We start from the raw sequence: 24,259 nt of genomic DNA on the forward strand, positions 1-24,259 counted from the left end.
GTAGGGAGGGCGGCGACGGGACCGGGGTGTGAGGTCCCCGGCAGTCCCGTGGACCTTCGTGCAGGTCGGGGACGGGTGCGCACGACCTCGCGGAGTGGGCCTACTGTGACCCACCGTGGGGGTGCGGCAGTGGGCACGCGACGTCCTCACCCAGGTGTACGAACGCCGGCTGGCCCGGGCGCTCGAGGGCGCGGCGATCCCGCGGCACGTCGGGGTGATCGTCGACGGCAACCGGCGGTGGGCGCGGGCCATCGGCCTGGAGGACCCCAACGCCGGCCACCGCCGCGGCGCGGACAAGATCGCCGGCTTCCTCGGCTGGTGCGACGAGGCCGGCGTCGAGGTGGTCACCCTCTTCCTGCTCTCCACCGACAACCTGTCCCGCCCCGAGCCCGAGCTGGTGCCGCTGCTGCGGATCATCGAGGGCGTCGCCGAGGACCTCGCCGCCCCGGACCGGCGCTGGCAGCTGCGCCCGGTGGGCGCCCTGGAGCTGCTGCCCGCCGAGACGGTCGCCGTCCTCAAGCAGGCCGCCGAGGACACCCGCGACCGGCCGGGCGCGACGGTCAACCTCGCCGTGGGCTACGGGGGACGCCGGGAGATCGCCGACGCCGTCCGCTCGCTGCTGGCCGAGCACGCCGAGCGGGGGACGACGCTGGACGAGCTGATCAGCGTGCTCGACGTCGAGCACATCGCCGAGCACCTCTACACCCGCGGCCAGCCCGATCCCGACCTGGTCATCCGCACCAGCGGGGAGCAGCGGCTCTCGGGCTTCCTGCTCTGGCAGACCGCGCACTCGGAGTTCCACTTCACCGACGTCTACTGGCCCGACTTCCGCCGCGTCGACTTCCTGCGGGCGCTGCGCGCCTACGCCGCCCGGCACCGGCGCTTCGGCGGCTGAGAAACTGCTGGTCATGGCCTCCGTCCTCGACGTCCCCCTGGAGTACGTGCGGCTCGGGCTGCGCTTCGACCGGCTCGAGCGCGGCTTCGTCGACGCGTACACCGGTGACAAGCGGGTCCGCGCCGAGGTGGAGGACGAGTCGGCGCCCACCCCGCAGGGGCTGCGCGACCAGGCCCGCGGGCTGCTGGCCGAGCTGACGTCGGCCGACCTGCCGGCCGACCGCGCCGGGTTCCTCCGCGGGCAGCTCACCGGTCTGGAGTGCAGCGCCCGCAAGCTGGCCGGCGAGCCGGTGCCCTTCCTCGACGAGGTGCGCAGCTACTTCCAGGTCGACCTCACCCTCGGCGACCCGGCCGCCTACGCCGCCGCGCACGCCGAGCTCGACGCCCTGCTGCCCGGCAACGGCCCGCTGGCCGACCGCTACGCCGCCCACCGGCGCCGCGAGGAGTGCCCGCCGGAGCGGCTGGCCGAGGCGGTGCACGCCCTGTCCAGCGCGCTGCGCGACCGGGCCCGCGCCGACTACGGGCTGCCCGAGGTGGAGACGGTGCGCTACGAGGTGGTCACCGACCAGCCGTGGTCGGGCTTCAACTACTACGAGGGCGACTACCGCTCCCGCGTGGCGATCAACGCCGACCTGCCGCACCGGCTGGGCCAGCTGCCGCACCTGGTGGCCCACGAGGCCTATCCGGGGCACCACACCGAGCACTGCCGCAAGGAGCTGGGCCTGGTCGAGCGCGGCTCGCGGCTCGAGCACACCGTCTTCCTGGTCAACACCCCCGAGTGCCTCATGGCCGAGGGACTGGCCGACCTCGGCGTGCAGGCCGCGATCGGCGACGGCTGGGGCCCCTGGGCGGCCGAGGTGCTCGGCGACCTCGGGCTGCACTTCGACGGGCACCTCGCCGAGCGGGTCGCCGCGGCGACCGCGCCGCTCAACCGGGTGCGCCAGGACGCCGCCGTCCTGCTGCACGACCGCGGCGCCTCCACCGACGAGGTGGCCGCCTTCATCCAGCGCTGGTCGCTGGTCAGCGGTGACCGGGCCCGCCAGCAGCTGCGCTTCCTCACCCACCCGCTGTGGCGGGCCTACACCACCACCTACGTCGAGGGCTTCGACCTGCTCTCGCGGTGGCTGGACGCCCGCCCGGCCGACCAGCCGGTGGCCGACCGCTTCGTCCGCCTGCTCGACGAGCCCCTCACCCCGGCCGCCGTCGCCGGCGAGCTGCGGGCGGGCTGAGCAGGCGGGTGGGACGTGGCGGGGGGTGACATGGCGCGGCACAGCCCGGAGGAGGCCCGGGACCTGGGCCTGTGGACGGCGGGCTGGCTGGCCGTGCTGCTGGTCGGCGGGCTGTGGTGGCTGGGCGACCTGCGCGTCCAGTGGCCGGTCCTGCTGGTGCCGCTGGTGTGGGTGCTGGTCGCCCTCCGGCCGCGCCGTCGCCGCTGAGACGGCCGGGACCGGTGGTGCCCCGAAGGGGGGACACGCCGCCCGTTCGACATGTTCCTGTCACCTCCCGGGCCTAACGTCCGCGGTGGACGGCGAGCTCACCTCGCCGACCACGGGAGGCCCGGTTGGTGCTGACGATCTCGTCGACCAGGGGGGGCCGGCACCCGGCCCCTCGGCCGGGGCCCGGCCACCTTCGAGCCGGGGCGCGTGCCGCGCCCCCACGGGAGTCGACCGTGACCACTCACCGCCGCACGTTCGTCCTGGACACCTCCGTCCTGCTGTCCGACCCCGGCGCGCTGCTGCGCATGGGTGCCCACGACGTGGTCCTCCCGCTCGTCGTGATCGGGGAGCTCGAGGACAAGCGCAACCACCCGGAGCTGGGCTGGTTCGCCCGGCAGGCGCTGCGGCTGCTCGACGACCTGCGGGTGCAGCACGGCCGGCTCGACGCCCCGGTGCCGGTCGGCGAGGACGGCGGCACGCTGCACGTCGAGCTCAACCACAGCGACCCGTCGGTGCTGCCGGCCGGCTTCCGCAACGACAGCAACGACAGCCGGATCATGGTGGTGGGGCTGAACCTGCGCGCCGAGGGGCAGGACGTCTGCCTCATCACCAAGGACGTGCCGCTGCGGGTCAAGGCCGCGGCCGTGGGGCTGGACACCGACGAGTACCGGGCGCTGGACGCCGTCGACGCCGGCTGGACCGGGATGGCCGAGCTCTCCCTCGACGACGCCGAGCTCGCCGGCCTGTACGACGAGGGCGAGGCGTACGTGCCGGCCGCCGCCGAGCTGCCCGCGCACACCGGGCTGGTGCTGCTGTCCTCCCGCGGCTCGGCGCTCGGGCGGGTGACGCCGGACAAGCACGTGCGGCTGGTGCGCGGCGACCGCGAGGCCTTCGGGCTGCACGGCCGCTCCGCGGAGCAGCGGATCGCGCTGGACCTGCTGCTCGACCCGGAGATCGGCATCGTGTCGCTCGGCGGGCGGGCCGGCACCGGCAAGTCGGCGCTGGCGCTGTGCGCGGGCCTGGAGTCGGTGATGGAGCGGCGCGCGCACGCGAAGGTCGTCGTCTTCCGGCCGCTCTACGCCGTCGGCGGCCAGGAGCTCGGGTACCTCCCGGGCAGCGAGGGCGACAAGATGTCGCCCTGGGCGCAGGCGGTCTACGACACCCTCGGCGCGCTGGTGTCCAGGGACGTGCTCGACGAGATCGCCTCGCGCGACCTCATCGAGGTGCTGCCGCTGACCCACATCCGCGGGCGGTCGCTGCACGACTCGTTCGTGATCGTCGACGAGGCGCAGTCCCTCGAGCGCGGGGTGCTGCTGACCGTGTTGTCGCGGCTGGGCTCGGGCTCGCGGGTGGTGCTCACCCACGACGTCGCCCAGCGCGACAACCTGCGGGTCGGCCGGCACGACGGCGTCGCCGCGGTGGTCGAGCAGCTCAAGGGCCACCCGCTGTTCGCCCACGTGACGCTGACCCGCTCCGAGCGCTCGCCGATCGCCGCGCTGGTCACCGAGATGCTGGAGGACCTCCCGCGCTGACCCGGCGCGTCCGCGCGGCCGCGCGGCCGACCGGCCGCATTGCCGGGGTTCCTCGTGCATCGCGGGTCCAGCAAGCCCGGCAGTGCACGAGGAACCCCCGCAATGGCTCAGCCGCGTCGGCGACGTCCGCGGGCGCGTGCCCGTCGCACCCGCTCGCCGACCACCGTGCCGGGCACGAGCTCAGCCCAGATCCAGCGCACGACGCCCCAGTCCTCGTCGCGGATGGCGTCCTCGCGGCGTTTCTCCTCGAAGACGACCTCACCGGGATCCTGGCCCGGCCGGAGGCCGCGTCCGTACTTGATCCGACCGTCGAACTCACCGACGACGCGCTCCTCCTCCCACGCGAAGTCCACGCGCCCCAGCTCCCGCCCGGACTCCGAGCGGATGATCCGCTGCAGGGTCGACGGCGCCAGGCCCAGCCGGTGCAGCAGGACCCGGCTGCGGCTCTCACCCGCGCTCTCGCTGCGCGCGTCGGCCAAGTCGAGGGCCCGAGCGGCGGCTCGGCTCCCTCGCGTGCCGGTCATCTCCTGGACCCGGCCGGCGAGGAGCGGTTGCTGCACGAGCCCGTGGTGCAGGGCGGCGTCGAGGAGGACCACAGCCGGCTCGAGCGGCAGTGGGCGGGCCAGGTCGAGCGCCGTCCGCACCGGGTCGGTCACCGGAAGACCGTCCACCTCCGTCACCTCGTGGTCGGCGAGGCGGGTCACGTGGGCGTGCAGGAAGCGGCCCACCTCGCTGGAGGCCGGACGTCGGCGGGTGACGTGCACACGGTCGAGACGGACCCCCCACAGCGGGAGCCCGTGGAGGACGGCGGCCGACTGGTGGCTGACCACTGCGGGACGGCGTAGCGAGGCCATGGTGGCGGAGACGAGCAGACGGTGGCGTGCCTCCACCGTCAACGCGTCGGCCCCGATGACGTAGGCCCCCCGCCGCAGCCGGGTGAGGTCACCGCCGCGCACGTGCCGGGCGAGCTCGTCGTCGCTCCACCCTCTGGTCAGGGCGAGCCTCCGCAGTACCAGTCGATCGGTGTCCATGCCGGCACCGTGGCCCGGCCGATCACCCGTCCGACGCGCTCGGCCTGATCGGTGGACGGCGGGAGCACCTGTGGACAGCGCGATGCCGGGGTCCCTCGTGCATCGCGGGCCCTGCAGGACCGGCAATGGACGAGGAACCCCGGCAATTGGTCGGGGGCGAGGTCGGGGGGCGAGGGCAGGGGCCGAGGGGACGAGCGTGGGCGGAGCGTGGGCGCCGGGGTCAGGGCGCTGCGGGGTCGGCGTCCTCGTCGGTGGGGGAGGAGGGAGCCGACGGGCGGGGGGCGGCGGCCCAGCGCAGCAGCGCCACCACACCCCAGCCCGCTGCCAGGCACCACGGCAGCCGGGTGACGACGTCGTGCACGCCCAGGTCGCCGCGCAGACCCAGGGCGAGCACCGGCAGGGCCAGGAGGAAGGACACCGCCAGCACGTCCCAGCGCAGCGGGCTCATGCCCCGGAGCTCTCCAGCCGCTCGCAGAGCAGCGAGGCCCAGCGGTGGGCGGTCGCCCGCGCGCCGTCGAGGAGGGCCACGGGGGTGGAGGTGCGGCCGAGCACCGCGGCCGGGTCGGCGGTCAGGTCGGTGTCCTGGACCATGAGCGCGTCCACGCGGGGCAGCGCGTCCAGCCACGGGCCGACGTCCTCGGGCTTGCGGGTGGCCTCGACGACCGCCCACACCCCGACCGGCGCGAAGACCGCGACCATCTGCTCCAGCCAGGCACCGCCACCGGCGCGCAGCGGGACGTCGACGGCGACGATCGTCAATGCGCTCGACCGGTCGGCCTCCTGCTTGCGCTCGAGGGCCGTGTCGATGCTGGTGATCCGGTTGCTGCGCGGGGCCAGCGCGGCCAGGTCACCGCGGGAGGCCCACTGCAGCTGCTCGCCGTCCAGCCGCATCGAGGCGGCCAGGGAGCGGGCGGCGGCGAGGGTCTCCACGCCCGGGCCGACGACCAGCAGCACCTCGCCGGCCCCGGAGGGCAGCCCGGGAGCGGCCGGCAGGCCGGCGGCCAGCGAGCGGGTCAGCGCGGCGTAGGCGCCGAGCCGGGCGACCTCCGCGGCGAAGTCCTCGCCGAGCAGCCGCTCGGGCACGCCGAGTTCCAGCAGCTGCAGGATCAGGGCGTCCTCGGCAGCACCGGACACGGGTCCGCCGGTGCCGCCGGACGTCGACCGACCGCGGACCGAGGGCACCACCATCGGCGCGGACCGGCGCCAGGCGGCGGCGCGCTTGTCCACGGGCAGCCGGGTCACGGTGGCCAGGCGGGCGTCCGCGGACGGCGTCGCCACCCGGGCGACCGACTGCCCCGGGGTGCGGCCGATCGCCGGAGGCACGGGCGGGCGGCCCAGCAGCGGCGGGACGGCGAGCGCGGTGCCGGGCGCCGGCGGCGGCAGCAGCGACAGCGGCGGCAGGATCGTGGTGGCGTCGGCGGGCAGCGGCAGGGGCGCCGGGTCGCTGGCGGTCGGGGCCAGGACCTCGGCCTCCACCTCCCACTCGTCGGCCTCGGCGGTCGCGTCGACCCACGCCGGGATCTCGGCGGTGTGCGCGCAGGCGTCGGCCTCGGCCCACGCGTCGTCGGCCACGGCGGCGTCGTGCTCGTCCGACGGGGAGCCGGCGAGCACGCCGCGCAGCAGCTGGGTCAGCGCCGCGTCGGACGTGTCGTGCGCCAGGGCGGCGCGCAGCACCTCGGCGACCGCCTCCTCGCGGGAGGTGATCGGCCCGGTGCTGAAGTCCGGCTCGTGCACCCACTCGGGCACGGGGACCTGCTCGGGCTGCGGCGCCGGGACCGGCACCGGCGGGAGGACGGCGACGGCCGGCTCCGGAGCGGGCGCGGGGGCCGGGGGGACGACGGCGGCGGCCGGTCGCGGAGCGGGGGCGGGCGTGGGAGCCGGGCCCCAGAGGATGTCGAGCCCCGCGTCCTGGTCGTCGTCCTCGTCGTCGAGGTCGACGGCCGCAGCGGGGGCGGCGACGGGCGCCGGAGCCGGGGCCGGCACCGGCGCGGCAGCCGCGGGAGCAGGAGGAGCCACCGGCGCCGCCGGAGGAGCCACCGGAGCCGGAGCAGCCGGAGGAGCCACCGGGGGAGCGGGAGGAGCCGCCGGCGTCGGGGCAGCGGTCCGCGCCGGAGCGGGCGCGGCGGCGGCGATCGCCTCGTCCACGGCCTCGCGCACGTCGGCGTCCCGGGCCACCATCTGCGCCAGCGCGGCGGTGAACGGCGACGGCGGCAGCGCGGCGTCGGCCACCACGGGCACGGCCGGTGCCGGGGCCGGTGCGGGAGCCGGCGGAGCGGCGGGAGCCGCGGCCGGGGCCCGGCGGTTGCCCCGCGGAGCAGCCGGGCGGGCGGCGCGCGGCGCGGAGGTCCGCGAGTACAGCCCCACGGAGGGCTGGCCGGCGCCGCCACCGCCGAGCAGGTCGGCGACCTCGTCGACCGCGTCGGGCAGCACCGGGTCGCGGCGCAGCGCGGCCTCGATGCGGGCCATCGACTCGGCCTTCGACGCCGGCCGGCGCTCGACGACGGGCGGCGGGGCGACCTCCTCCACCTCGGCGACGAAGCGCTCGGTGGTGAAGAAGCCCATCACCCCACCGGTGCGGATGCGGCGGATGCCGACGATCCGGACGGACGAGCCGTACTTCTCCCGCGCTGCGGCGATGGCGCCCTCGCGGGAGGCGGCCTCAACGGACGGCAACGGCACCGTTCACCACTCCCAGTGACTCGATCTGGGCCGTGCGGGAGACCTCCGTGTAGGAGATCACCGGCAGGCGGGGGAGGACCTGACGCATCAGGCGGGACAGCGCGGCCCGGACCTGGGGCGAGCACACGAGCACGGGGGCCAGGCCCATCCGCTCGGCGTCGCCGAGCAGGCCGCTGCACCCGTTGACCAGCGCGTCGACCGTGCCGGCGTCCAGGGCGAGGACCTGACCGGCCTCGCTCTGCCGCACGGCCTCGAGCAGGCGCTGCTCGAACGCCGGGTCGAGGGTCATGACGTGCAGCCGCTCGTCGGGCGTGACGTAGGGGTGGCTGATCGCCGACCCGAGTGCCGAGCGGGCGGCCTCGACCAGGCCGTCGACGTCGGTGGAGACCTTCGCCCGGACCGAGAGCGCCTCGAAGATGCGCACCAGGTCGCGGATGGAGACGTTCTCCTCGAGCAGCCCGTGCAGCACCCGCTGGATCTCGCCCAGCGTGAGCAGCGTCGGGGTCAGCTCCTCGACGACGATCGGGTGGGTCCGCTTGACCATCTCGACCAGCAGCCGCACGTCCTCCCGGCCGAGCAGGCCGGCCGCGTTCTGCCGGACGACCTCGGCCAGGTGCGTGGTGATGACCGACGAGCGGTCGACGACGGTGGCGCCGGCCATCTCGGCCTGGCGCTGCAGCTCGACCGGCACCCACTTCGCGGGCAGCCCGAACACCGGCTCGCGGGTGGCCCGGCCGGGCAGCCCGTCGAGCATGTCGCCGATCGCCAGGACCGTGCCGGCGGGCGAGGTGCCCTTGGCCGCGGGGACGCCGTTGAGCCAGATGACGTACTGCGAGGCGGGCAGGTCGAGGTTGTCGCGGGTGCGCACCAGCGGGATCACCAGGCCGGTCTCCATGGCGACCTTCCGGCGCAGCGCCTTGACGCGGTCGAGCAGGTCGCCGCCGCGGGAGGCGTCCACCAGGTCGACCAGGTCGAAGGCCACCTCGAGCTCCAGCGGGTCGACCCGCATCTTCTCGGCGATCGCCTCGGGGGAGTCCGGGCGGGGCTCGTCGTCCGCAGCGGCCTGCGGGTCGGCGTCCTCGTCGACCTCCGGGGTCTCCTGCATGCGCGAGGCCATGAGCAGGAAGAGTCCACCGATGACGAGGAACGGCAGCTTGGGCAGGCCGGGGATCAGGCACAGCGCCAAGGCGGCGCCGCCGGCGATGCGCACCGGCTGCTTGAAGCGGCCGAGCTGGGCGAGCAGGTCCGAGCCCATGTCCCCGTCGGAGGCCGAGCGGGTGACGATGATGCCGGTCGCCGTGGACAGCAGCAGCGCGGGGATCTGGGACACCAGGCCGTCGCCGACGGTCAGCAGCGAGTAGGTGGAGACGGCGTCCCCCGGGGCCATGCCCAGCTGCATGACGCCGATGGCCATCCCGCCGATGAGGTTGATCAGCGTGATGATGATGGCCGCGATGGCGTCCCCCTTGACGAACTTCGAGGCACCGTCCATCGAGCCGTAGAAGTCGGCCTCGGCGGTGACCTCGGTGCGCCGCCTGCGGGCCTGCTTCTCGTTGATCAGCCCGGCGTTGAGATCGGCGTCGATCGCCATCTGCTTGCCGGGCATCGCGTCGAGCGTGAAGCGGGCGCCGACCTCGGCGACGCGGCCGGCACCGTTCGTGATCACGACGAACTGGATGATCGTGAGGATCACGAAGATCACCAGACCGACGATCAGCGACCCGCCGATCACGAAGTGCCCGAAGGCCTCGATGACCTTGCCGGCGTAGCCGTCGGTCAGCACCAGCCGCGTCGAGGAGACGTTGAGCGCCAGCCGGAACAGCGTCGCGATGAGGATCAGCGACGGGAAGACGGCGAAGTCCAGCGGCCGCTTGATCTGCATGGCGACCAGCAGGATCAGCAGCGACGCGGTGACGTTGAGTCCCAGCAGCAGGTCCAGCACCGCGGCGGGCAGCGGCACGACCAGCATGAGGACGATGGCCACCACGCCGATGGGGACGGCGGCCTTCGTCAGCTTCTGCACGGACCCCTCATCGGCACAGCGCCCACCCGGGGGCACCGCCGTCGACCCCAGCCGTCACGTCCGTCCCAACCGCCCCGTCAGCGGCCCTGCGACCCGCCGCCGGCCCTCCTGCAGGGCCCCGCCGCGAGCCTGCGAGTGGTGGGGGGCAGGAGGGTCCTCTTTCAGCGGCGGCGCCCGGCCCGGGGGAGCCCCTCGACGTCCGGCGCGGCGAAGCCGGGCCGGTGGAAGCCGCCGCGCACGCCGCGCGCCGACAGCTGCATGACGAACGCCAGCACCCGCGCGACCGCGGTGAACAGCTGCGCGGGCACCTCCTGGCCGATCTCGCAGGAGGCGTGCAGCGCGCGGGCCAGCGGGACGTCCTGCACCAGCGGCACCCGCGCCTCCGCGGCCCGCTCGCGCAGCTTCGCGGCGACCTCGTCGGCGCCCTTGGCCACCACCCGGGGGGCGCCGCGGTCGGCCTCGTACTTCAGCGCGACGGCGACGTGGGTGGGGTTGACCAGCAGGACGTCGGCGGTCGCGACCTCGGCCATCATCCGGTTGCGCGACATCGCCATCTGGGTGGCCCGGCGCTGCGCCTTCACGTGCGGGTCGCCCTCGGAGTTCTTGTGCTCCTGCTGGATCTCGTACTTGGTCATCCTCAGCTGCTTCATCGTCTGCCGGCGGACGACGACGTAGTCGGCGACCGCGATCACCAGGCCGGTGACCGCCACGACGCGGATCATCAGGACGGCGGAGTCGGTGAAGGTGGCGGTGACCGCCGACAGCGGCAGCGCGCCGGACGACGACACCAGCTGCTGGGCCTTGTCGCTGGTGACCACGACGACCGTGCCCAGCGCCGCGGTCTTGATGACCGCCTTGGTCGCCTCCCACAGGCCGTGCCCGCCGAACATCCGCTTGATCCCCGGCAGGGGGTTGAGCTTCTTCAGCGTCGGCTTCACCGGCTTGCTGCTGACGGTGACCCCGCCCTGGGCCGCCGAGGCGGCGACGCCGACCACCATCAGGGCCACCGCCATGGGCAGCGCCACGGTGACGAAGGTGCTCAGCGCCTGGGTGAACAGGGCCGTGACCTTCTCGACCTCGGGGTCGTCCACCACCACGCCGACCTGCACGAACATCCGGCCGACCTCGTCGAAGGTGTTGCCCACCAGCATCGGCAGCAGGAAGCTGGCCGCCGCGGCGCCGGCCCACGTCCCGAGCTCCTGGGTCCGCGGGATCTGGCCGTCCTTGCGCGCCTTCTTGAGGCGCTGCGGAGTGGGGTCCTCTGTCCGTTCCCCACCCGGTCCGTCCTTGGCCACGGCTCACCTCCTCCCGGGACCGGCGGGACCGGCGCTCCCGCACGCCGGGGACGGCGCCGTCCGCTGTCCGCGCCGCATCACCCGCTCCGGAGGGAGACCATCGCCCGGGCCGCGTGCTCCAGCAGCGCGTCCAGGGCCGGGGGCAGCAGCGGGAAGGTCAGGCCCAGCAGGGCCATCGTCAGCAGGATCTTCACCGGGAAGCCGAAGGAGAAGATGTTGAGCGCGGGCGCGGCGCGCGACAGCAGCGCGAGCGCCACGTCGGCGAGCAGCAGCACCGCCACCATCGGCCCGGCGATCTGCAGCGCGGCCAGGAACATCATCGACAGCGCGGTGATGAGCACCTGGGCCAGCTGCTCGGTGGGCACCGAACCGCCGACCGGCATCCCCTCGTAGGAGGTGGCGAAGCCGCGCACGATCAGCAGGTGGCCGCCGCTGGTGAACAGCAGCGTCGTCGCCAGCAGGTAGTGCAGCCGGCCGACCGAGGAGCTGGTCGTCATCGACAGCGGGTCGTAGGCCGGCTGCAGCGAGAAGCCGCCGGTGAGGTCGATGAGGTCGCCGGCGTACTGGACGGCGGCGAACAGCACGTGGACGACGAAGCCCAGCGCCGCGCCGATGGCGACCTCGGTGATCGAGCCGACCACGAGGAAGCCGGTGGTCGGCTCGGGCAGTCCCGGCGCGATGCGGGTCATGAGCGCGACCGACAGGGCCAGCGCCAGCGCCCCCTTCACCGGGGCCGGGATGCTCTTGGAGTTGAACGGCGGGGCCAGCAGCACGAAGCCGGTGGCGCGCGCGGTGCCGAGCAGCAGCGCGGCCAGGGTGCCCGCCGGGACCTCGAGGTCCACGGCCGCTACGTCCGGTCGAGCAGGCGGGGCAGCGAGTCGAACAGGGACTGGGTGAAGCTGACCAGCTCGGAGAGCACCCAGTTGCCCGTGACCAGCAGCGCGATCGCGACCGCGATGACCTTCGGCACGAAGGACAGGGTCGGTTCCTGGATCTGCGTCGCCGCCTGGAACAGCGAGATGAGGAAGCCCACCAGCAGGGCGGTCAGCAGCACGGGGGCGGCGACCTTGGCGGCGACCAGCATCGTCTGGACGGCGATCTCGGTGACGTCCGCGTCGCTCATCCGTAGCTCCCCACCAGCGCCGTCGTGATCAGCGCCCAGCCGTCGACCACCACGAACAGCAGCAGCTTGAACGGCAGGGAGACGATCACCGGCGGCACCATCATCATGCCCATCGACATGAGCGCGGCGCTGACCAGCATGTCCAGCACCAGGAACGGGATGAAGACGACCAGGCCGATGATGAACGCGCTCTTGAGCTCGGAGAGCACGAACGCCGGCACCAGCGTCGTCATGCTGACGGCCGCGGCGTCGGTCGGGGCCTCCTCGCCGGAGAGCCCGACCATCAGCGACAGCTCGTCCTCGCGGGTGTTGTCCAGCAGGAACTCCCGCAGCGGGACCACGCCGACGTCGTAGGCCTGCGACACCGTCATGGTGCCGTTGAGGTACGGCTGGACGGCGCTTGCGTTGATGTCGGAGAACACCGGGCCCATCACGAACAGCGTCAGGAACAGCGCGATGCCGGTGAGCACGGTGTTCGGCGGCGACATCTGCATGCCGAGCGCGTTCCGGGTCAGCGACAGCACCACGATGATCTTGGTGAACGACGTGGCCAGCAGCAGCACCGCCGGCGCCACCGACAGCACGGTGATCGCGAGGATCAGCGTGATCGAGGTGCTGGGGCTGCCGCCGCCGATCGAGATGTCCACGCCGCCGTCGACGGTGGGGACCACGGGCGCGGTCGGGGCCGTCGGCTCGACCGGCGCGGTGGGGGCGGCAGACGCCGGGCCGGCCAGCAGTGCGAGCACGACGCCGAGCAGCGCCGCGAGCAGCAGGACCAGCCCCACGCGCCGGGCGACCGGGACGCCCCGGACGGGAGCGGGGGAGGCGGTCATCAGCGGCGGACCGTCCGCTCCCGCAGCTGGGAGACGAACGACGTCCACCCGTTGCGGTCGAACACCGAGCCGGCGAGCGCGCCGGGGCTGCCGGCCACGGCCGGCTGCGCGGGAGCCACCCGCCGCTCGGCGATGGCCTCCTCGACGACGTCGCCGTCCACCTCGGCGAGCAGGGTGACCTGCTCCTCGGTGGAGCCGACGACCAGCACGCGGTCGGCGATCCGGATGACGCTGACGCTGCTGGCCCGGCCCATGCGCTGCCGGGCGACGACCTCGATGAGGCCGTTGCCCTGGCCCAGGCCGCGCTTCTGCGCGAACCGCGCGGCGAACCACAGGACGGCGCCGATGAAGGCCAGTGAGAGCACCAGCCGGATGACCATCCACGTCACGGCTGCTGACCTCCGATCTCGGAGGCGGCGGCGTCGGTGATGATCTCGCTGATCCGCAGACCGAAGTCCTCGTCGACGACGACGACCTCGCCGCGGGCGATCAGCGTGCCGTTGACCAGCAGGTCCGCCGGGGCGCTGGCGGCGCGGTCGAGCTCGACCACCTCGCCGGGGTGCAGGGAGAGCAGCTCGCCGACGGTCATCCGGGTGCGGCCGATCTCGACGGTGACCTCCATGGCCACGTGCCGCAGCAGGTCCAGGCTGCCGCGCTGGGTGCGCGCCTGGGGCAGCGTCACCTGCAGCGCGAACACCGCCTCGACCGTGCCGCCGGCGCCCATCAGCGGGACGGCGACGAACATCCCCTTGTCCCGCAGCCCGTCCATCGCGGTGTCCGGGTCCTCGGTGCGCTCGGCGTCGACGCGCACCCGGCCCAGCGTGGCCGCGGCGGCCTCGAGGGCAGGGCGCAGCGCGGTGGCGACGTCCATCGGACCGACGGGGGAGTTGGCGAGGGCGTCGACGACCTCGGCGGAGAGGACGAGGACGACGTCCCCGCTGACCTCGCCGGAGAGCCTCGCCGCGACCGCGGCGGCGGCCGTGGCCGGCGCGAGGACGGCGTCGGGGTCGCTGACCGGCGCGCCGGGGACGAGTTCGGCCGTCGCCGGCACCAGCGCGGCCGCGGCCCGGGCGGCGGAGGCCACGACGGCGATCACGGTCTCGGATGCCTGCGAGTGGTCCACGGTGGCGGTCATGCGGTGTCCTTCTGGGCTGGGTGCTGGGAGGTGGCCGGGGTGGGGACGATGGCGGCGGCCAGCCGGCGGCGGTGGTTGCTGGCGATCGCGTAGGCGAAGGTCACGTCGTTGGTGGTGACCTCGAGCGGCGCGTCCTGCGGGTGGCGCAGCAGCAGCACGTCACCGACCGCGAGGGAGAGCAGGTCCTCGGAGGAGACCTCGAGCGGGGTGAACCGCACGCCGACGTCCACCGGCACGTGGGTGAGCCGCTCGTTGAGGGCCTCGAAGGCGCGCCGCCGCTTGGCCTGCGCCGACTCCGACAGCTGCGGTGAGGCGGCGTTGTTCAGCGGCACCTGGAAGGAGGAGAACGGCAGCACCAGCGTGGCCTCGCCGGTGCGGCCGCCGATCCCGATGGTGAACGAGGCCACCATGACGGTGTCCGAGCCGGACGCGGCCTGGGCCAGCTGCGGGTTGTACTCGACCTCGCTGAGCTCGGGCTGCAGCTCGACGATGTGCGAGAAGGCCCCGGCGAACTCCTGCAGCAGCCGGGTGAGCAGGTGGTTGGTGATCGCCGTCTCCATGACCGTCATCGGCCGGTCCGGCTGGTCAGCGGCACCCGAGCCGCCGAGCATGTGGTCGACGGCGGCCATCGCGATGTCGAGCGGGTAGGCGAGCACGCCCTTGCCGGCCAGCGGCTCGATCGTGAAGGTCGCGATGAAGCACGGGTCGGGCAGCGAGGCGACGTAGTCGTCGTAGGAGTGCTGCTCGATGCCCAGCAGCTCCAGTCGCGCGCCGGCCCGCAGCATCGTGGTGAGGACCGTCGTCGTCTGCCGGGCGAACGCCTCCTGGGCGATCTGCAGCACCCGCACGTGCTCGCGGGAGAGCTTGGTGGGGCGGCGGAAGTCGTAGGTGCGGGGTTCGCCGCGGCGGCTGCGCCCGGTGGGGGCGGTTCCGTTCTCGGGGCGGGTCACGCCAGGTTCATCGGCGGGGAACGAGTCCGTCCTGACCGGCGGCGCGGGGCGCTGCCGGTCAGGGCGGACGGGTGTGACGGGTGGTGCGAGAGGGGCTCCCCGAGCGGGCGCCCCCCGGTGGTCACTGGGTGACGTACTCGGTGAGGTAGACGTGCATGACCATCGGGACGCCGTCCTCGGTGTAGGCCTCGATGATCTTCTGCTCCAGGGCCTCCTTGAGCGCGTCGCGGGCGCCCACGACGTCGGCCGGCTGGGCCTGGGAGTAGGTCGAGATCAGCAGGTCGAGGGCCTTGGACCCGTCGACCCCGCCGCTGCCGTGCCCGCCGGCGGCGGCGTCCGCGGTGTACTCCAGGGTGATGCCGATCTTGAGGTAGCCGCCGCCGGCGAGGTTCACGGCGACCGGCTCCAAGGCGGTGTACCCGCCGTGCACGGGCTCCGCGGCGGCCTCGGCCTCGCCGCTGCCGGCGAACAGGAAGAAGTACGCCGCACCGGCGACCGCGAGCACCGCGGCCAGGCCGATGACCAGCAGCTTCTTCCTGCCCCCGCCGGGAGCCTCGTCGTCCTCGGGCGTCTCGTCCTTCTTGCTCTTCTTGTCAGCCATGGGTGTCCTCCTGGGCGGTGCCGGCGTCGGTCGTCCCGGCGTCAGTGGTCCCGGTGTCGAGGCCGGGGAGCAGTTCCTTGGCCTCGGCCGAGGCGTCGGAGAGGACCACCACGTCGACGCGGCGGTTCACGGAGATGGAGTTCGGGTCCGTCGGCGGGATGAGGGGCCGGGTGTCGGAGTAGCCGTTGGCGACCATCCGGGCGCCCGGGACGCCGTCGGTCGTCAGGTACCGGACGACGGTGGTGGCGCGGTAGGCCGACAGCTCCCAGTTCGACGGCCACGGCCCGCCCGGGGTGACCGGCAGGTGGTTGGCGTGGCCCTCGACGCCGAGGTCGTTGGGCACGTCGCGCAGCGTGGGGGCGATCGCGTCGAGGATCTGCCGGCCCTCGGGCCGCAGCACCGCCTGCTCGGCGTCGAACAGCACCTGGTCGGCCACGATGTGCACGACCAGCCCGCGCTCGTCGATCTCGAAGCGCGCCGCACCGGCGTGGCCGGCGGCGGTCAGCGCGGCCTCGATCCGCTCCCGCACCTCGGACAGGTCCTGGTACTCGGCCTGCGCCTCGGCCGCGACCTGCTGGGCCTCGGCGAGCGCGGCCTGTGCCGCGGCGGCGTCGACCTCCGCCTGCTGGACCGTCTGGTCGGGGGCGATCGCCGAGGCGATGTCTATCGCGCCGGGCAGGCCGTCGAGCACCGAGCCCTCCGGCGTCGCCCCGGGCTGCGCGGTGATGGGGCCGCCGAGGCTCGCGGACAGGCCCTGGGCGAGGGCGGCGAACTTCTCCTTGTCCACCTGGCTCATCGCGAAGAGCACCACGAACAGCACGAAGAGCAGCGTCATCATGTCCGCGTAGGACACCATCCACCGCTCGTGGTTCTCGTGCTCCTCCTCCTCGTGCTTCTTGCCGCGGCGGCGGCCGCCGTGCCCGCCGCCGCTCACGCGGCCTCCTTGGCCAGCTCACTGGGCGGGATGAGGGAGTTGAGCTTGAGCCGGACGGCGCGCGGGCTGGTGCCGGCCTGGATCTCGGTGATGCCCTCGACCAGCAGCTCCATCTGCGCGGCCTGCAGCTCGCTGACCCGCAGGATCTTGGCGCCCATCGGCAGGAACCAGAAGTTGGCGGCCATGACGCCCCACAGCGTGGCGACGAACGCGGAGGCGATCATGGGGCCCAGGGACGACGGGTCGTTGAGGTTGGCCATCACGTTCATCAGGCCGACGATGCAGCCGACGATGCCGATGGTCGGGGCGTAGCCGCCCATCGTGTTCATGAACTTGGCGGCGACCTTGTCCTCGGCCTTCTTGGCGGAGATCTCGCTCTCGAGGACGGCGCGCAGCTCCTCCGGGTCGGTGCCGTCGATGCCCATCTGCAGGCCGCGCTTGAGGAACGGGTCCTCGATGGCCTTGACCTGCGCCTCGAGGGCGAGCAGGCCCTCCTTGCGGGCCCTCTCGGCGAGGCTGACCAGGGTCTGGATCTGGTCGGTGGCCGGCGGCACCTTGGCCGGCATCACGGCCAGCTTGAACCAGCCGGGCAGCTTCTTGAGGTCGTCCATCGTCTGGCCGGACATCGCCGCGCCGAAGGTGGCGACGATGACCAGCACGATGGCCGGGAGGAACAGCAGCGACGACGGGTCGGAGCCCTCCATGACCATGAACACCAGGAGGGCGACCAGCGAGACGACGAACCCGATCAGGGTGGCGGGATCCACGGGTCAGCGCTCCTCGCGGGCCGGGAAGGGGACGACGGCGGCGCTCGCGTCGGCCTCCTCCGCGCGGGACGGCGAGCGGTAGGTGCCGCGGTCCATCTCGTAGGCGGTGGCCAGGATGCTGGCGCGGTACTCGCGGATCTCCACGAGGACCTCCTCCACGCTCTCCGAGACGACGTACTTGGTGCCGTCCACCAGGAACACGACGGTGTCGGGGTGGCCCTCCACCCGCTCGACGAGGTCGGGGTTGAGCGCGAACCGCTCTCCGTTCAGGCGCGTCACACGGATCACGGGAGGTCCTCTTGCTCGTTCGGGGAGGGGGAGACGGCGACCGCTCGGGCAGGCTGCCGGTCTGCAGTTGTCTTCGGCGTGGCGCGGGCGCGCCTTGAGCCGAACAGGGCGCCTCACCCCCGCGGGTGAGGCGGGTGACCTGCGGGGATCCCGGGACGCACGGACGACGGCGGCCCGGCCCCCGCGAACGAGGGGCCGGGCCGTACGGCGCCCGTGGAGGCGGCCCTCCTGCAGGGGCCCGCCGCGAGCCTGCGAGCGGTGGGGGGCAGGAGGGTCCTCTACCTCTTCAGGTTCACCAGGTCCTGCAGCACCTCGTCGGAGCTGGTGATGACGCGGCTGTTCGCCTGGAACCCGCGCTGGGCGACGATCAGCCCGGTGAACTCCTCGGCCAGGTCGACGTTGGACATCTCCAGCGCGCCGGCGATGAGCGAACCGCGGCCGCCACCGGCGGGCTCGCCGATGGCCGGCTGCCCGGAGTTGTCGCCGACCCGGAAGGAGCTGTTGCCGGCCTTCGCCAGGCCGGCCGGGTTGGCGAAGGTGGCCAGGGCCAGCTTGCCGATCGGCTCGCGCAGGTTGTTCGAGTAGACGCCCATGATCGTGCCGTCGCCGCTGAGCGAGATCGACTGCAGGCTGCCCATGGCGTTGCCGTCCACCCGCGCCGGCGTCAGCCCGGACGGTCCGCCGAACTGCCGCAGGTCGGCCAGGTCGATGGTGATCTGGCCGGGCCAGCTGCCGGCCATGGAGGCGTGCGGGGTGATCTGGAAGGTCCGCGAGGCGGGCGGCAGGGTGCCCGCGACCGGGTCGAACGCCAGCGGGCCGGCGGTGCTGGCGAGGACGTTGTCGTTCTCGTCCCGGGCGACGACGTTCCAGGTGTTGTCGCCGGTCTTGGTGAACGACAGGCTGATCTGGTGCGCCGTCCCCAGGGCGTCGTACATGGTCATCTGGGTCTGCACGCCGGTGCCGGTGGCCGTCGTGCTGGACAGGTTGCCCACCACCGCGCCGTTGTCGGTCTCGGTGGGCTGCATGACGTCGCCGAACGGCACGGTCAGCTGCCGGATCGGGCCGTTGGTGTCGACGACGCCGTCGGTCGCCATCCAGCCCTGCAGCAGGGCGCCGTCGGGGGTGACCAGGTTGCCCGCGCCGTCGTAGCTGAACGAGCCGGCGCGCGTGTAGAGCTGCTCGTTGCCGGCCTGGGTGATGAAGAAGCCGTCGCCGCTGATCATGAAGTCGGTCGAGCGGCCGGTGTTCTGGGCCGAGCCCTGCTCGAAGTTCGTGGTGATGCCGGCGACCTTCACGCCGAGGCCGACCTGGGCCGGGTTGGTGCCACCGGTCTGCGCCGTCGGAGCCGAGCCGTTGCGGATGACCTGGGACAGCGTGTCCTCGAAGACGGTGGTGCTGCTCTTGTAGCCGACGGTGTTGACGTTGGCGATGTTGTTGCCGGTGACGTCGAGCTTGGTCTGGTGGGCGCGCAGACCGGCGATCGCGGAGTTCATGGAACGCAGCACGGGGTGCTCCTCTCAACAGGGTGATCAGGGGTGGCCCCCTTGCAGGGCCCCGCCGTGAGCGTGCGAACGGTGGGGGGCAAGGGGGTCCTTGCTCAGCTCGCGCCGGGCAGCGAGACCTCGGTGAGCCGGCCCATCGGGACGTCGACGCCGTCGACGACCGCACTGGGCTCGTCGCCGCTGATCTTGACCGAGCTGACGGTGCCGGTGACCGTGGTGCCGTCCTCGCCGGTGTAGCTCACCGTGTGGCCGACGAGGGCGCCGGCGGAGAGCGAGCGCTGCAGCGCCACCAGGGAGGCGTTCTGCGCGGCGATCTCCTCGAGCTTCTCCACCTGGGTGAACGTCGCGGTCTGCGACATGAACTCGGTGGTGCTCGCCGGGCTGTTCGGGTCCTGGTAGCGCATCTGGGCGACCAGCAGCTGCAGGAACACGTCCTTGCCCATCTGGTCGGTGCGGGTCACCGTGCTGGTGGCGGGTGTGCCGGCGGCGCCGCCCACCCCGGTCAGGGGAGTGGTCATCGGTCGGTCGCTCCTCTCAGACCCGGACGTCCAGGCCGGACGACGGGATGGCGGTGGTCCCGGGGGCGGGGCGGCCCGGGTCGGCCTCGGCGCCGCGCAGCCACGACCGGCCGCGGCCGTCGGGCTGCCCCTGCTGGCCGGCCCGGTCGCCGGCGGCGTGCTGCTGGGCCGAGGCCCACGACGCGCCGGCGTCCCGGTCGACCGAGGCGTTGGTGCACGTCAGGCCGGCGCTGGCCAGGTCGCGGCGCAGGTCGGGCAGGGCGTCGAGCAGGGCGACGCGGCCGGCCTCGGTGGCGCTCTTCAGGGCGAGGTCGACCGAGCCCTGGCTCAGGGTCACCTGGACCTCGACCGGCCCGAGGGTCTCGGGGGTGAGCACCAGGGTCATGGTGTGCGTGCCGTCCGGGGCGGAGCGCAGGACGGCGACGTGCTGCGCGACCTGACCGGCGACCGGCGCTGCCGCCGGGGCGGCCGGCTCGGCGGTCGCGACCGGGGTCGCCGCCGGGACGGCGGGAGCGGGCACGGGGGCGGTCGGCGCGGCGGTGGGGGCCGGGGCGGGCGCCGGGGCGTCCTGGTCGGGGGTCGCGTCGGCGTCGGTGCCCGCACCCTCGGCCGGAGCGGGGGCGGCGGCCGGCTGGGGGAGCGGGACGACGCTGTCCGGGGCCACGAGCTCCGGCGCCGTCGGGATCCCGGGTGCGTCCGCAGCGGCGAGCACGACCGGAACCCCCGGGAGCGGATCGGCCGGAGCGGTCGCCGGGGTCGGCCGGGGGGTGGCGGGCAGGACGGCGTCGGCTGCCGGCGCGTCCGGGGCGGGGACCGCACCCGCCGGGAGGCCGGTCGGGGTGGGCGCGGGGACGTCGGCGGGCGGTACCACCGCGGGGACGCCGTCCGGGACGCCGCCGGGGACGACGGGCGGCGGAACCACGGTGCCGGCCGCGACGGCGTCGGTCACCGGGACGACCGCGGAACCGGCGGCCGCGTGGTCGGCGGCGTTCGCGAGTCCGGAGGCGCCCGGTCCGATGCCGGTGAGCAGCGCCCACAGGCCCGGTGGCATGCCGGAACCGGAGACGGCGGGCTGCCCGGCGCCGGGCTGCTCGGGAGCGGGCTGCTCGCCGTCCGGGGCCTCGGGGGCCGGCTCGGCGGGGGTGCCGTCGGTCTCCGCGGCGCGCTCGCGGCCGCGGGGGCCGTCCTGCCCGCGCGACACCGCGTCGTCGAGGGCGGAGGCGAAGCGCTCGGCCCTGCCGGGGGCGTCGGTCGCGGCCGTGGGGTCGGTGGGGGAGGACGGGGCGGCCGGCGCGGGCGCCGGTGCGGCCATCACCAGGGGTGTGGTCATCGGAGGGCCTCTGCCTTGCTCATCACGCTGCGCACGTAGTCCTGGGTCTCGGAGTAGGGCGGGATGCCGCCGTAGCGGCGGACGGTGCCGGGCCCGGCGTTGTAGGCGGCCAGGCCCAGCTCGGTCGAGCCGAACTGCCGCGTCAGGTCGGCGAGGTAGCGGGCCGCGCCGTCGACGGCCGAGGCCGGGTCGAACGGGTCGACGCCGAGACCCCGGGCGGTCGCGGGCATGAACTGCATGAGGCCCTGGGCGCCGGCGGGGGAGACCGCCGAGGCGTCGAAGCCGGACTCCTGCTGCGCCACCGCGGCGAGCAGCGCCGGGTCGACGCCGTGCCGGCTGCCGGCCCGGGTGAACAGGTCGGCGTACGGCACCCCGGACAGCGACGCGCCGCCCGCCGTCCCGGACACCGCGGACGCCGACCCCGCGGGCAGCACCCGCCGGATGACCGCCGGGTTGCCGACGTCCTGCACCTTGACGACCTCGCCGGCCTGCGGGGCGGCGATCATCTTGCCGTCGCCGACGTAGATGCCGACGTGGTCGATCCCCGGCCGGCCGGGGGAGTGGTCGAAGAACACCAGGTCGCCCGGGCGGGCGTCGGCCAGCGAGGCGACCGCGGTGCCGGCGGTGGCCTGCTGCGAGGAGGTGCGCGGCAGGTCGATGCCGAGGTTGCCGTACACGAGCTTGGTGAAGCCGGAGCAGTCCAGGCCCTTGGCCGGGTCGGTGCCGCCCCACAGGTAGGGGACGCCGAGGTACTTGCGCGCCTCGGCCACGGCCTTGTCCTCGAGGGCACTGCCCGACGAGGCGCCTGCGGTGGCGGTCGCCGCGGCGGTCGCGCCGGTGCCGGTGAGCCCGGCGGCGGTGGCGGCCGCGGTCCAGTCGGCGGAGGCCGCCGGGCGGGGCGCGACGAGGAAGCGGGCCTGGATCTCGCTGATCCGGGACTGCACCGCGGTCAGTCCGTCCACGCCGCCTCCCCGTCGGGGCGGGTGCGGCGGCCGGAGCGGCCGGTGACGAGGTCGTCCACGGTCCTCTCCTCGGCAGCCTGCTCGGCCAGTCGCACCGCCTGGAGGTGTCGTTCTCGCAGTCGTTCGAGGCCCTTGGTGCGCTGGGCGGCCGACGTCCAGGCCGCGCGGACCAGCTCGGCCTGCTCGGCGGACGCGGTGGCGAGGGCCCGGGCCGCGGCGGCGTCCTCGGCGGCCAGCCGGCCGAGCACCATGGCGGCGGCGAAGGCGCCGGGGGAGACCGGGCCCGTGGGCAGCACCGCGGCCACCGCGGCCTCGGCCTCGGTGGCGCGGCGGTCGGCGTCGGCGGCGGCACGCGCGGCCTCGGCCGCGGCCAGGGCGGCCGCCCGCTCCTCGGTGCGGCGCAGCTCGAGGACCGGTTGCAGCCGGAAGGCGGCGCGCCTCACGAGCGGACGATGCGGTTCAGCCAGGCCCACGAGTCGCCGGCCGGCGTGAGCTCACCGGTGGGCTGCTGCAGGAACGCCTCGATGGCCGGCGCCAGCTGCCGGGCGCGGTCGACCAGCGGGTCGGAGCCGGCCTGGTAGGCGCCGATCTCGATGAGCTCCTTGACGTCGCGCAGCGCGCCCATGAGCCGGCGCACCTCGCGCGCGTCGGCCATCTGCGCCGGCGGGACGACGGCGGTGGCCACGCGGGAGATCGACTCGAGCACGTCGATCGCCGGGAAGTGGCCGGCGGTCGCGAGCTTGCGGGTGAGGACGACGTGCCCGTCGAGGATGGAGCGGGCGGTGTCGGCGATCGGCTCGTTGTGGTCGTCGCCGTCCACCAGCACGGTGTAGAGGCCGGTGATCGAGCCGACCGACGCCGTCCCGGCCTTCTCCAGCAGCTTGGGCATCATCGCGAAGACGCTCGGCGGATAGCCGCGGGTCGCCGGGGGCTCGCCCGCCGACAGGCCGACCTCGCGCTGGGCCATCGCGGTGCGGGTGATCGAGTCCATCATCAGCAGCACGTCGCGGCCCTGGTCGCGGAAGCCCTCGGCGATGCGGGTGGCGACGAACGCCGCCTTCAGCCGCACCAGCGGCGGCTCGTCGGAGGTCGCGACGACGACGACGGTGCGCGCCATGCCCTCCTCACCGAGGTTCTCCTCGAGGAACTCGCGCACCTCGCGGCCACGCTCGCCGATCAGGCCGATGACCCGGACGTCGGCGTCGGTGCCGCGGGTGATCTGGGCCAGCAGCGTCGACTTGCCCACGCCGGAGCCGGCGAAGATGCCCAGCCGCTGGCCCTTGCCGAGGGGCACCATCGTGTCCAGCACCCGGACGCCGGAGGTCAGCGGCTCCTCGACGCGGGTGCGCGTCAGCGCGTGCGGGGTCTCGCTGGCCAGGTCGACCCACTCCAGCGACTGGTCCAGCGGCGGGCCGCCGTCCACCGGCCGGCCGAGGCCGTCGAGCACCCGGCCCAGCAGCGCCTCGCCCACCGGCACCTGCAGCGGCATGCCCGTGGCGCGCACCCGCGCGCCGGCGTGCACGCCGGAGAGCTCACCGAGCGGCATGCAGGTCAGCCGCTCCCGGGAGACGGCGACCACCTCGGCCAGCAGGCCGCCGCGCGGCGACGGGTTGATCTCCACCAGGTCACCGACGGCGGCGACGACGCCCTCGACGGAGAGCGTCAGGCCCATCGCGCCGACGACCGAGCCGGTCACCTGCGGGCGGGCCGCCGCACGGGCGCGGTCGAGCAGGCCCAGCGTCATGGCGCCAGCACCGCCCGCACCCGCTCCAGCGCGGCGCCCAGCTGGGCGTCGACCCGCGTGGGACCGGTCTCGGCGACGGCGCCCGCCCGCTCGACGGAGAGGTCGCCGACCACCCGCACCGTGTCCGGCAGCTCGGCCAGCGCCTCGGCGGGCAGCTCGGCGAGGTCGTCGGGGTGCAGCCGGACGACGGTGGGCGCGTCGGCCGGGCACAGCGTCAGCGCCCGGCGGACGGCGTCCACCACGGGGGAGTCGGCGAGCGCGAGCTCGCGGCACAGCACGTCCTCGACCAGGGTCAGCACGATGGTGATCACCGAGTCGCGCACGTCCTCGGCGACCGGCAGGGCCGCCTGCTCGAGCTGGGTGACCGCCGCACCGAGCGCCGCGGTGGCCGAGACCATCCGTCGCTCCCAGCGGGCCTGGACCTCGGCCAGCCGCGCCTGGGCGGCCCGCTCGGCCTCGGCGACCACGGTCTCCGCGGCCGCGCAGCCCTCGGCGTGGCCGGCGGCGTACCCCTCCTGGCGGGCGTGCTCGCGCAGCCGGGCCAGCTCCTCGGCGTAGACGTCGCCGAGCCGGAACGACGTCCGGTCGGGCACCGGCACGTCGGCCGCCCGGCGCACCGTCGTCCGCCGCTCGCCGGTCGCCCGTCGCTCGCCGGTCGGCTGCGGCGGGACCGGCGCCGCGC

The 24,259-nt window shown here is 74.6% G+C and carries 26 protein-coding genes; 4 read left to right on the top strand and 22 right to left on the bottom strand.

Annotation, left to right across the window (positions count from 1 at the left end; translation table 11 throughout):
* The first annotated feature begins 115 nt into the window (after nt 1–115).
* From BLS21_RS21460 to phoH2, 4 genes are all read left to right on the top strand, one after another.
* Nucleotides 116–895, top strand: coding sequence for an isoprenyl transferase (locus tag BLS21_RS21460; protein WP_091223320.1), 780 nt, complete (start codon nt 116–118; stop codon nt 893–895).
* Nucleotides 896–908: 13 nt separating this feature from the next.
* Entirely contained in the window at nt 909–2,123 is a 1,215-nt protein-coding gene (locus BLS21_RS21465; protein WP_091223322.1) for a DUF885 domain-containing protein, read from the top strand.
* 15 nt (nt 2,124–2,138) lie between these two features.
* Nucleotides 2,139–2,330: a hypothetical protein gene (locus BLS21_RS24780; RefSeq protein WP_139177246.1), complete on the top strand. Its 192-nt coding sequence runs from the start codon at nt 2,139–2,141 to the stop codon at nt 2,328–2,330.
* Nucleotides 2,331–2,563: 233 nt separating this feature from the next.
* Complete coding sequence (phoH2, locus tag BLS21_RS21470; protein WP_091223324.1) at nt 2,564–3,862, top strand: RNA 5'-3' helicase PhoH2; 1,299 nt, start codon at nt 2,564–2,566, stop codon at nt 3,860–3,862.
* 107 nt (nt 3,863–3,969) lie between these two features.
* On the opposite strand, the gene BLS21_RS21475 is transcribed toward phoH2, so the two are convergent.
* The 22 genes from BLS21_RS21475 to BLS21_RS21580 all read right to left on the bottom strand — a co-directional run bounded on the left by BLS21_RS21475 (nt 3,970) and on the right by BLS21_RS21580 (nt 24,194).
* On the bottom strand, nt 3,970–4,893 hold the full coding sequence (locus BLS21_RS21475) for a type IV toxin-antitoxin system AbiEi family antitoxin domain-containing protein (RefSeq protein ID WP_091223326.1): 924 nt from the start codon (nt 4,891–4,893) through the stop codon (nt 3,970–3,972).
* Nucleotides 4,894–5,113: 220 nt separating this feature from the next.
* Nucleotides 5,114–5,341 (bottom strand): hypothetical protein, encoded by a 228-nt coding sequence (locus BLS21_RS21480; protein WP_091223328.1) that lies wholly within the window; start codon nt 5,339–5,341, stop codon nt 5,114–5,116.
* A complete protein-coding gene (locus tag BLS21_RS25365) occupies nt 5,338–7,572 on the bottom strand; it encodes a hypothetical protein (RefSeq protein ID WP_175479695.1) in 2,235 nt (744 codons plus the stop codon). Before BLS21_RS25365 ends, BLS21_RS21480 begins: the two co-directional genes overlap by 4 nt.
* Nucleotides 7,553–9,595 carry a flagellar biosynthesis protein FlhA gene (gene flhA, locus BLS21_RS21490; RefSeq protein ID WP_091223330.1) on the bottom strand — a complete coding sequence of 681 codons (2,043 nt, stop codon included), beginning with the start codon at nt 9,593–9,595 and terminating at the stop codon, nt 7,553–7,555. The genes BLS21_RS25365 and flhA overlap by 20 nt, the downstream gene beginning before the upstream one ends.
* Nucleotides 9,596–9,756: 161 nt before the next feature.
* On the bottom strand, nt 9,757–10,890 hold the full coding sequence (locus BLS21_RS21495) for an EscU/YscU/HrcU family type III secretion system export apparatus switch protein (RefSeq protein ID WP_091223332.1): 1,134 nt from the start codon (nt 10,888–10,890) through the stop codon (nt 9,757–9,759).
* Between the two features lie 77 nt (nt 10,891–10,967).
* Entirely contained in the window at nt 10,968–11,732 is a 765-nt protein-coding gene (gene fliR / locus BLS21_RS21500) for a flagellar biosynthetic protein FliR (RefSeq protein ID WP_091223334.1), read from the bottom strand.
* A 5-nt stretch (nt 11,733–11,737) separates the two neighbouring features.
* Nucleotides 11,738–12,013 (bottom strand): flagellar biosynthesis protein FliQ, encoded by a 276-nt coding sequence (gene fliQ, locus BLS21_RS21505; protein ID WP_091223336.1) that lies wholly within the window; start codon nt 12,011–12,013, stop codon nt 11,738–11,740.
* Nucleotides 12,010–12,846 carry a flagellar type III secretion system pore protein FliP gene (gene fliP / locus BLS21_RS21510; RefSeq protein WP_091223338.1) on the bottom strand — a complete coding sequence of 279 codons (837 nt, stop codon included), beginning with the start codon at nt 12,844–12,846 and terminating at the stop codon, nt 12,010–12,012. Before fliP ends, fliQ begins: the two co-directional genes overlap by 4 nt.
* Nucleotides 12,846–13,226 carry a flagellar biosynthetic protein FliO gene (gene fliO, locus BLS21_RS21515; protein WP_245700651.1) on the bottom strand — a complete coding sequence of 127 codons (381 nt, stop codon included), beginning with the start codon at nt 13,224–13,226 and terminating at the stop codon, nt 12,846–12,848. The genes fliP and fliO overlap by 1 nt, the downstream gene beginning before the upstream one ends.
* 5 nt (nt 13,227–13,231) lie before the next feature.
* Entirely contained in the window at nt 13,232–13,981 is a 750-nt protein-coding gene (gene fliN, locus BLS21_RS21520) for a flagellar motor switch protein FliN (protein WP_091223342.1), read from the bottom strand.
* Nucleotides 13,978–14,931, bottom strand: a complete 954-nt coding sequence (locus BLS21_RS21525) for a flagellar motor switch protein FliM (RefSeq protein WP_091223345.1) — start codon at nt 14,929–14,931, stop codon at nt 13,978–13,980. The genes fliN and BLS21_RS21525 overlap by 4 nt, the downstream gene beginning before the upstream one ends.
* 121 nt (nt 14,932–15,052) lie before the next feature.
* Nucleotides 15,053–15,532: a flagellar basal body-associated FliL family protein gene (locus BLS21_RS21530; protein ID WP_091223347.1), complete on the bottom strand. Its 480-nt coding sequence runs from the start codon at nt 15,530–15,532 to the stop codon at nt 15,053–15,055.
* The gene (locus BLS21_RS21535) at nt 15,525–16,466 is read right to left on the bottom strand and encodes a flagellar motor protein MotB (protein WP_091223349.1); all 942 of its coding nucleotides are present in this window, start codon (nt 16,464–16,466) and stop codon (nt 15,525–15,527) included. The genes BLS21_RS21530 and BLS21_RS21535 overlap by 8 nt, the downstream gene beginning before the upstream one ends.
* Complete coding sequence (locus BLS21_RS21540) at nt 16,463–17,233, bottom strand: flagellar motor protein (protein ID WP_091223351.1); 771 nt, start codon at nt 17,231–17,233, stop codon at nt 16,463–16,465. The genes BLS21_RS21535 and BLS21_RS21540 overlap by 4 nt, the downstream gene beginning before the upstream one ends.
* 3 nt (nt 17,234–17,236) lie before the next feature.
* Nucleotides 17,237–17,521, bottom strand: coding sequence for a flagellar FlbD family protein (locus BLS21_RS21545; protein WP_091223353.1), 285 nt, complete (start codon nt 17,519–17,521; stop codon nt 17,237–17,239).
* Nucleotides 17,522–17,799: 278 nt separating this feature from the next.
* Nucleotides 17,800–19,026 carry a flagellar hook protein FlgE gene (locus BLS21_RS21550; protein WP_091223355.1) on the bottom strand — a complete coding sequence of 409 codons (1,227 nt, stop codon included), beginning with the start codon at nt 19,024–19,026 and terminating at the stop codon, nt 17,800–17,802.
* A 92-nt stretch (nt 19,027–19,118) separates the two neighbouring features.
* Nucleotides 19,119–19,541 (bottom strand): flagellar hook capping FlgD N-terminal domain-containing protein, encoded by a 423-nt coding sequence (locus BLS21_RS21555; RefSeq protein WP_091223357.1) that lies wholly within the window; start codon nt 19,539–19,541, stop codon nt 19,119–19,121.
* A 16-nt stretch (nt 19,542–19,557) separates the two neighbouring features.
* Nucleotides 19,558–20,871: a flagellar hook-length control protein FliK gene (locus BLS21_RS26285; protein ID WP_091223359.1), complete on the bottom strand. Its 1,314-nt coding sequence runs from the start codon at nt 20,869–20,871 to the stop codon at nt 19,558–19,560.
* Nucleotides 20,868–21,833 (bottom strand): lytic transglycosylase domain-containing protein, encoded by a 966-nt coding sequence (locus BLS21_RS26290; protein ID WP_091223362.1) that lies wholly within the window; start codon nt 21,831–21,833, stop codon nt 20,868–20,870. The genes BLS21_RS26285 and BLS21_RS26290 overlap by 4 nt, the downstream gene beginning before the upstream one ends.
* A complete protein-coding gene (locus BLS21_RS21570) occupies nt 21,821–22,276 on the bottom strand; it encodes a flagellar export protein FliJ (protein ID WP_091223364.1) in 456 nt (151 codons plus the stop codon). Before BLS21_RS21570 ends, BLS21_RS26290 begins: the two co-directional genes overlap by 13 nt.
* On the bottom strand, nt 22,273–23,577 hold the full coding sequence (locus tag BLS21_RS21575; protein WP_091223365.1) for a FliI/YscN family ATPase: 1,305 nt from the start codon (nt 23,575–23,577) through the stop codon (nt 22,273–22,275). The genes BLS21_RS21570 and BLS21_RS21575 overlap by 4 nt, the downstream gene beginning before the upstream one ends.
* Nucleotides 23,574–24,194, bottom strand: a complete 621-nt coding sequence (locus BLS21_RS21580) for a FliH/SctL family protein (protein ID WP_245700649.1) — start codon at nt 24,192–24,194, stop codon at nt 23,574–23,576. The genes BLS21_RS21575 and BLS21_RS21580 overlap by 4 nt, the downstream gene beginning before the upstream one ends.
* Nucleotides 24,195–24,259: the final 65 nt, after the last annotated feature.

The organism is Geodermatophilus siccatus (assembly GCF_900103785.1).
Lineage (GTDB): Bacteria > Actinomycetota > Actinomycetes > Mycobacteriales > Geodermatophilaceae > Geodermatophilus > Geodermatophilus siccatus.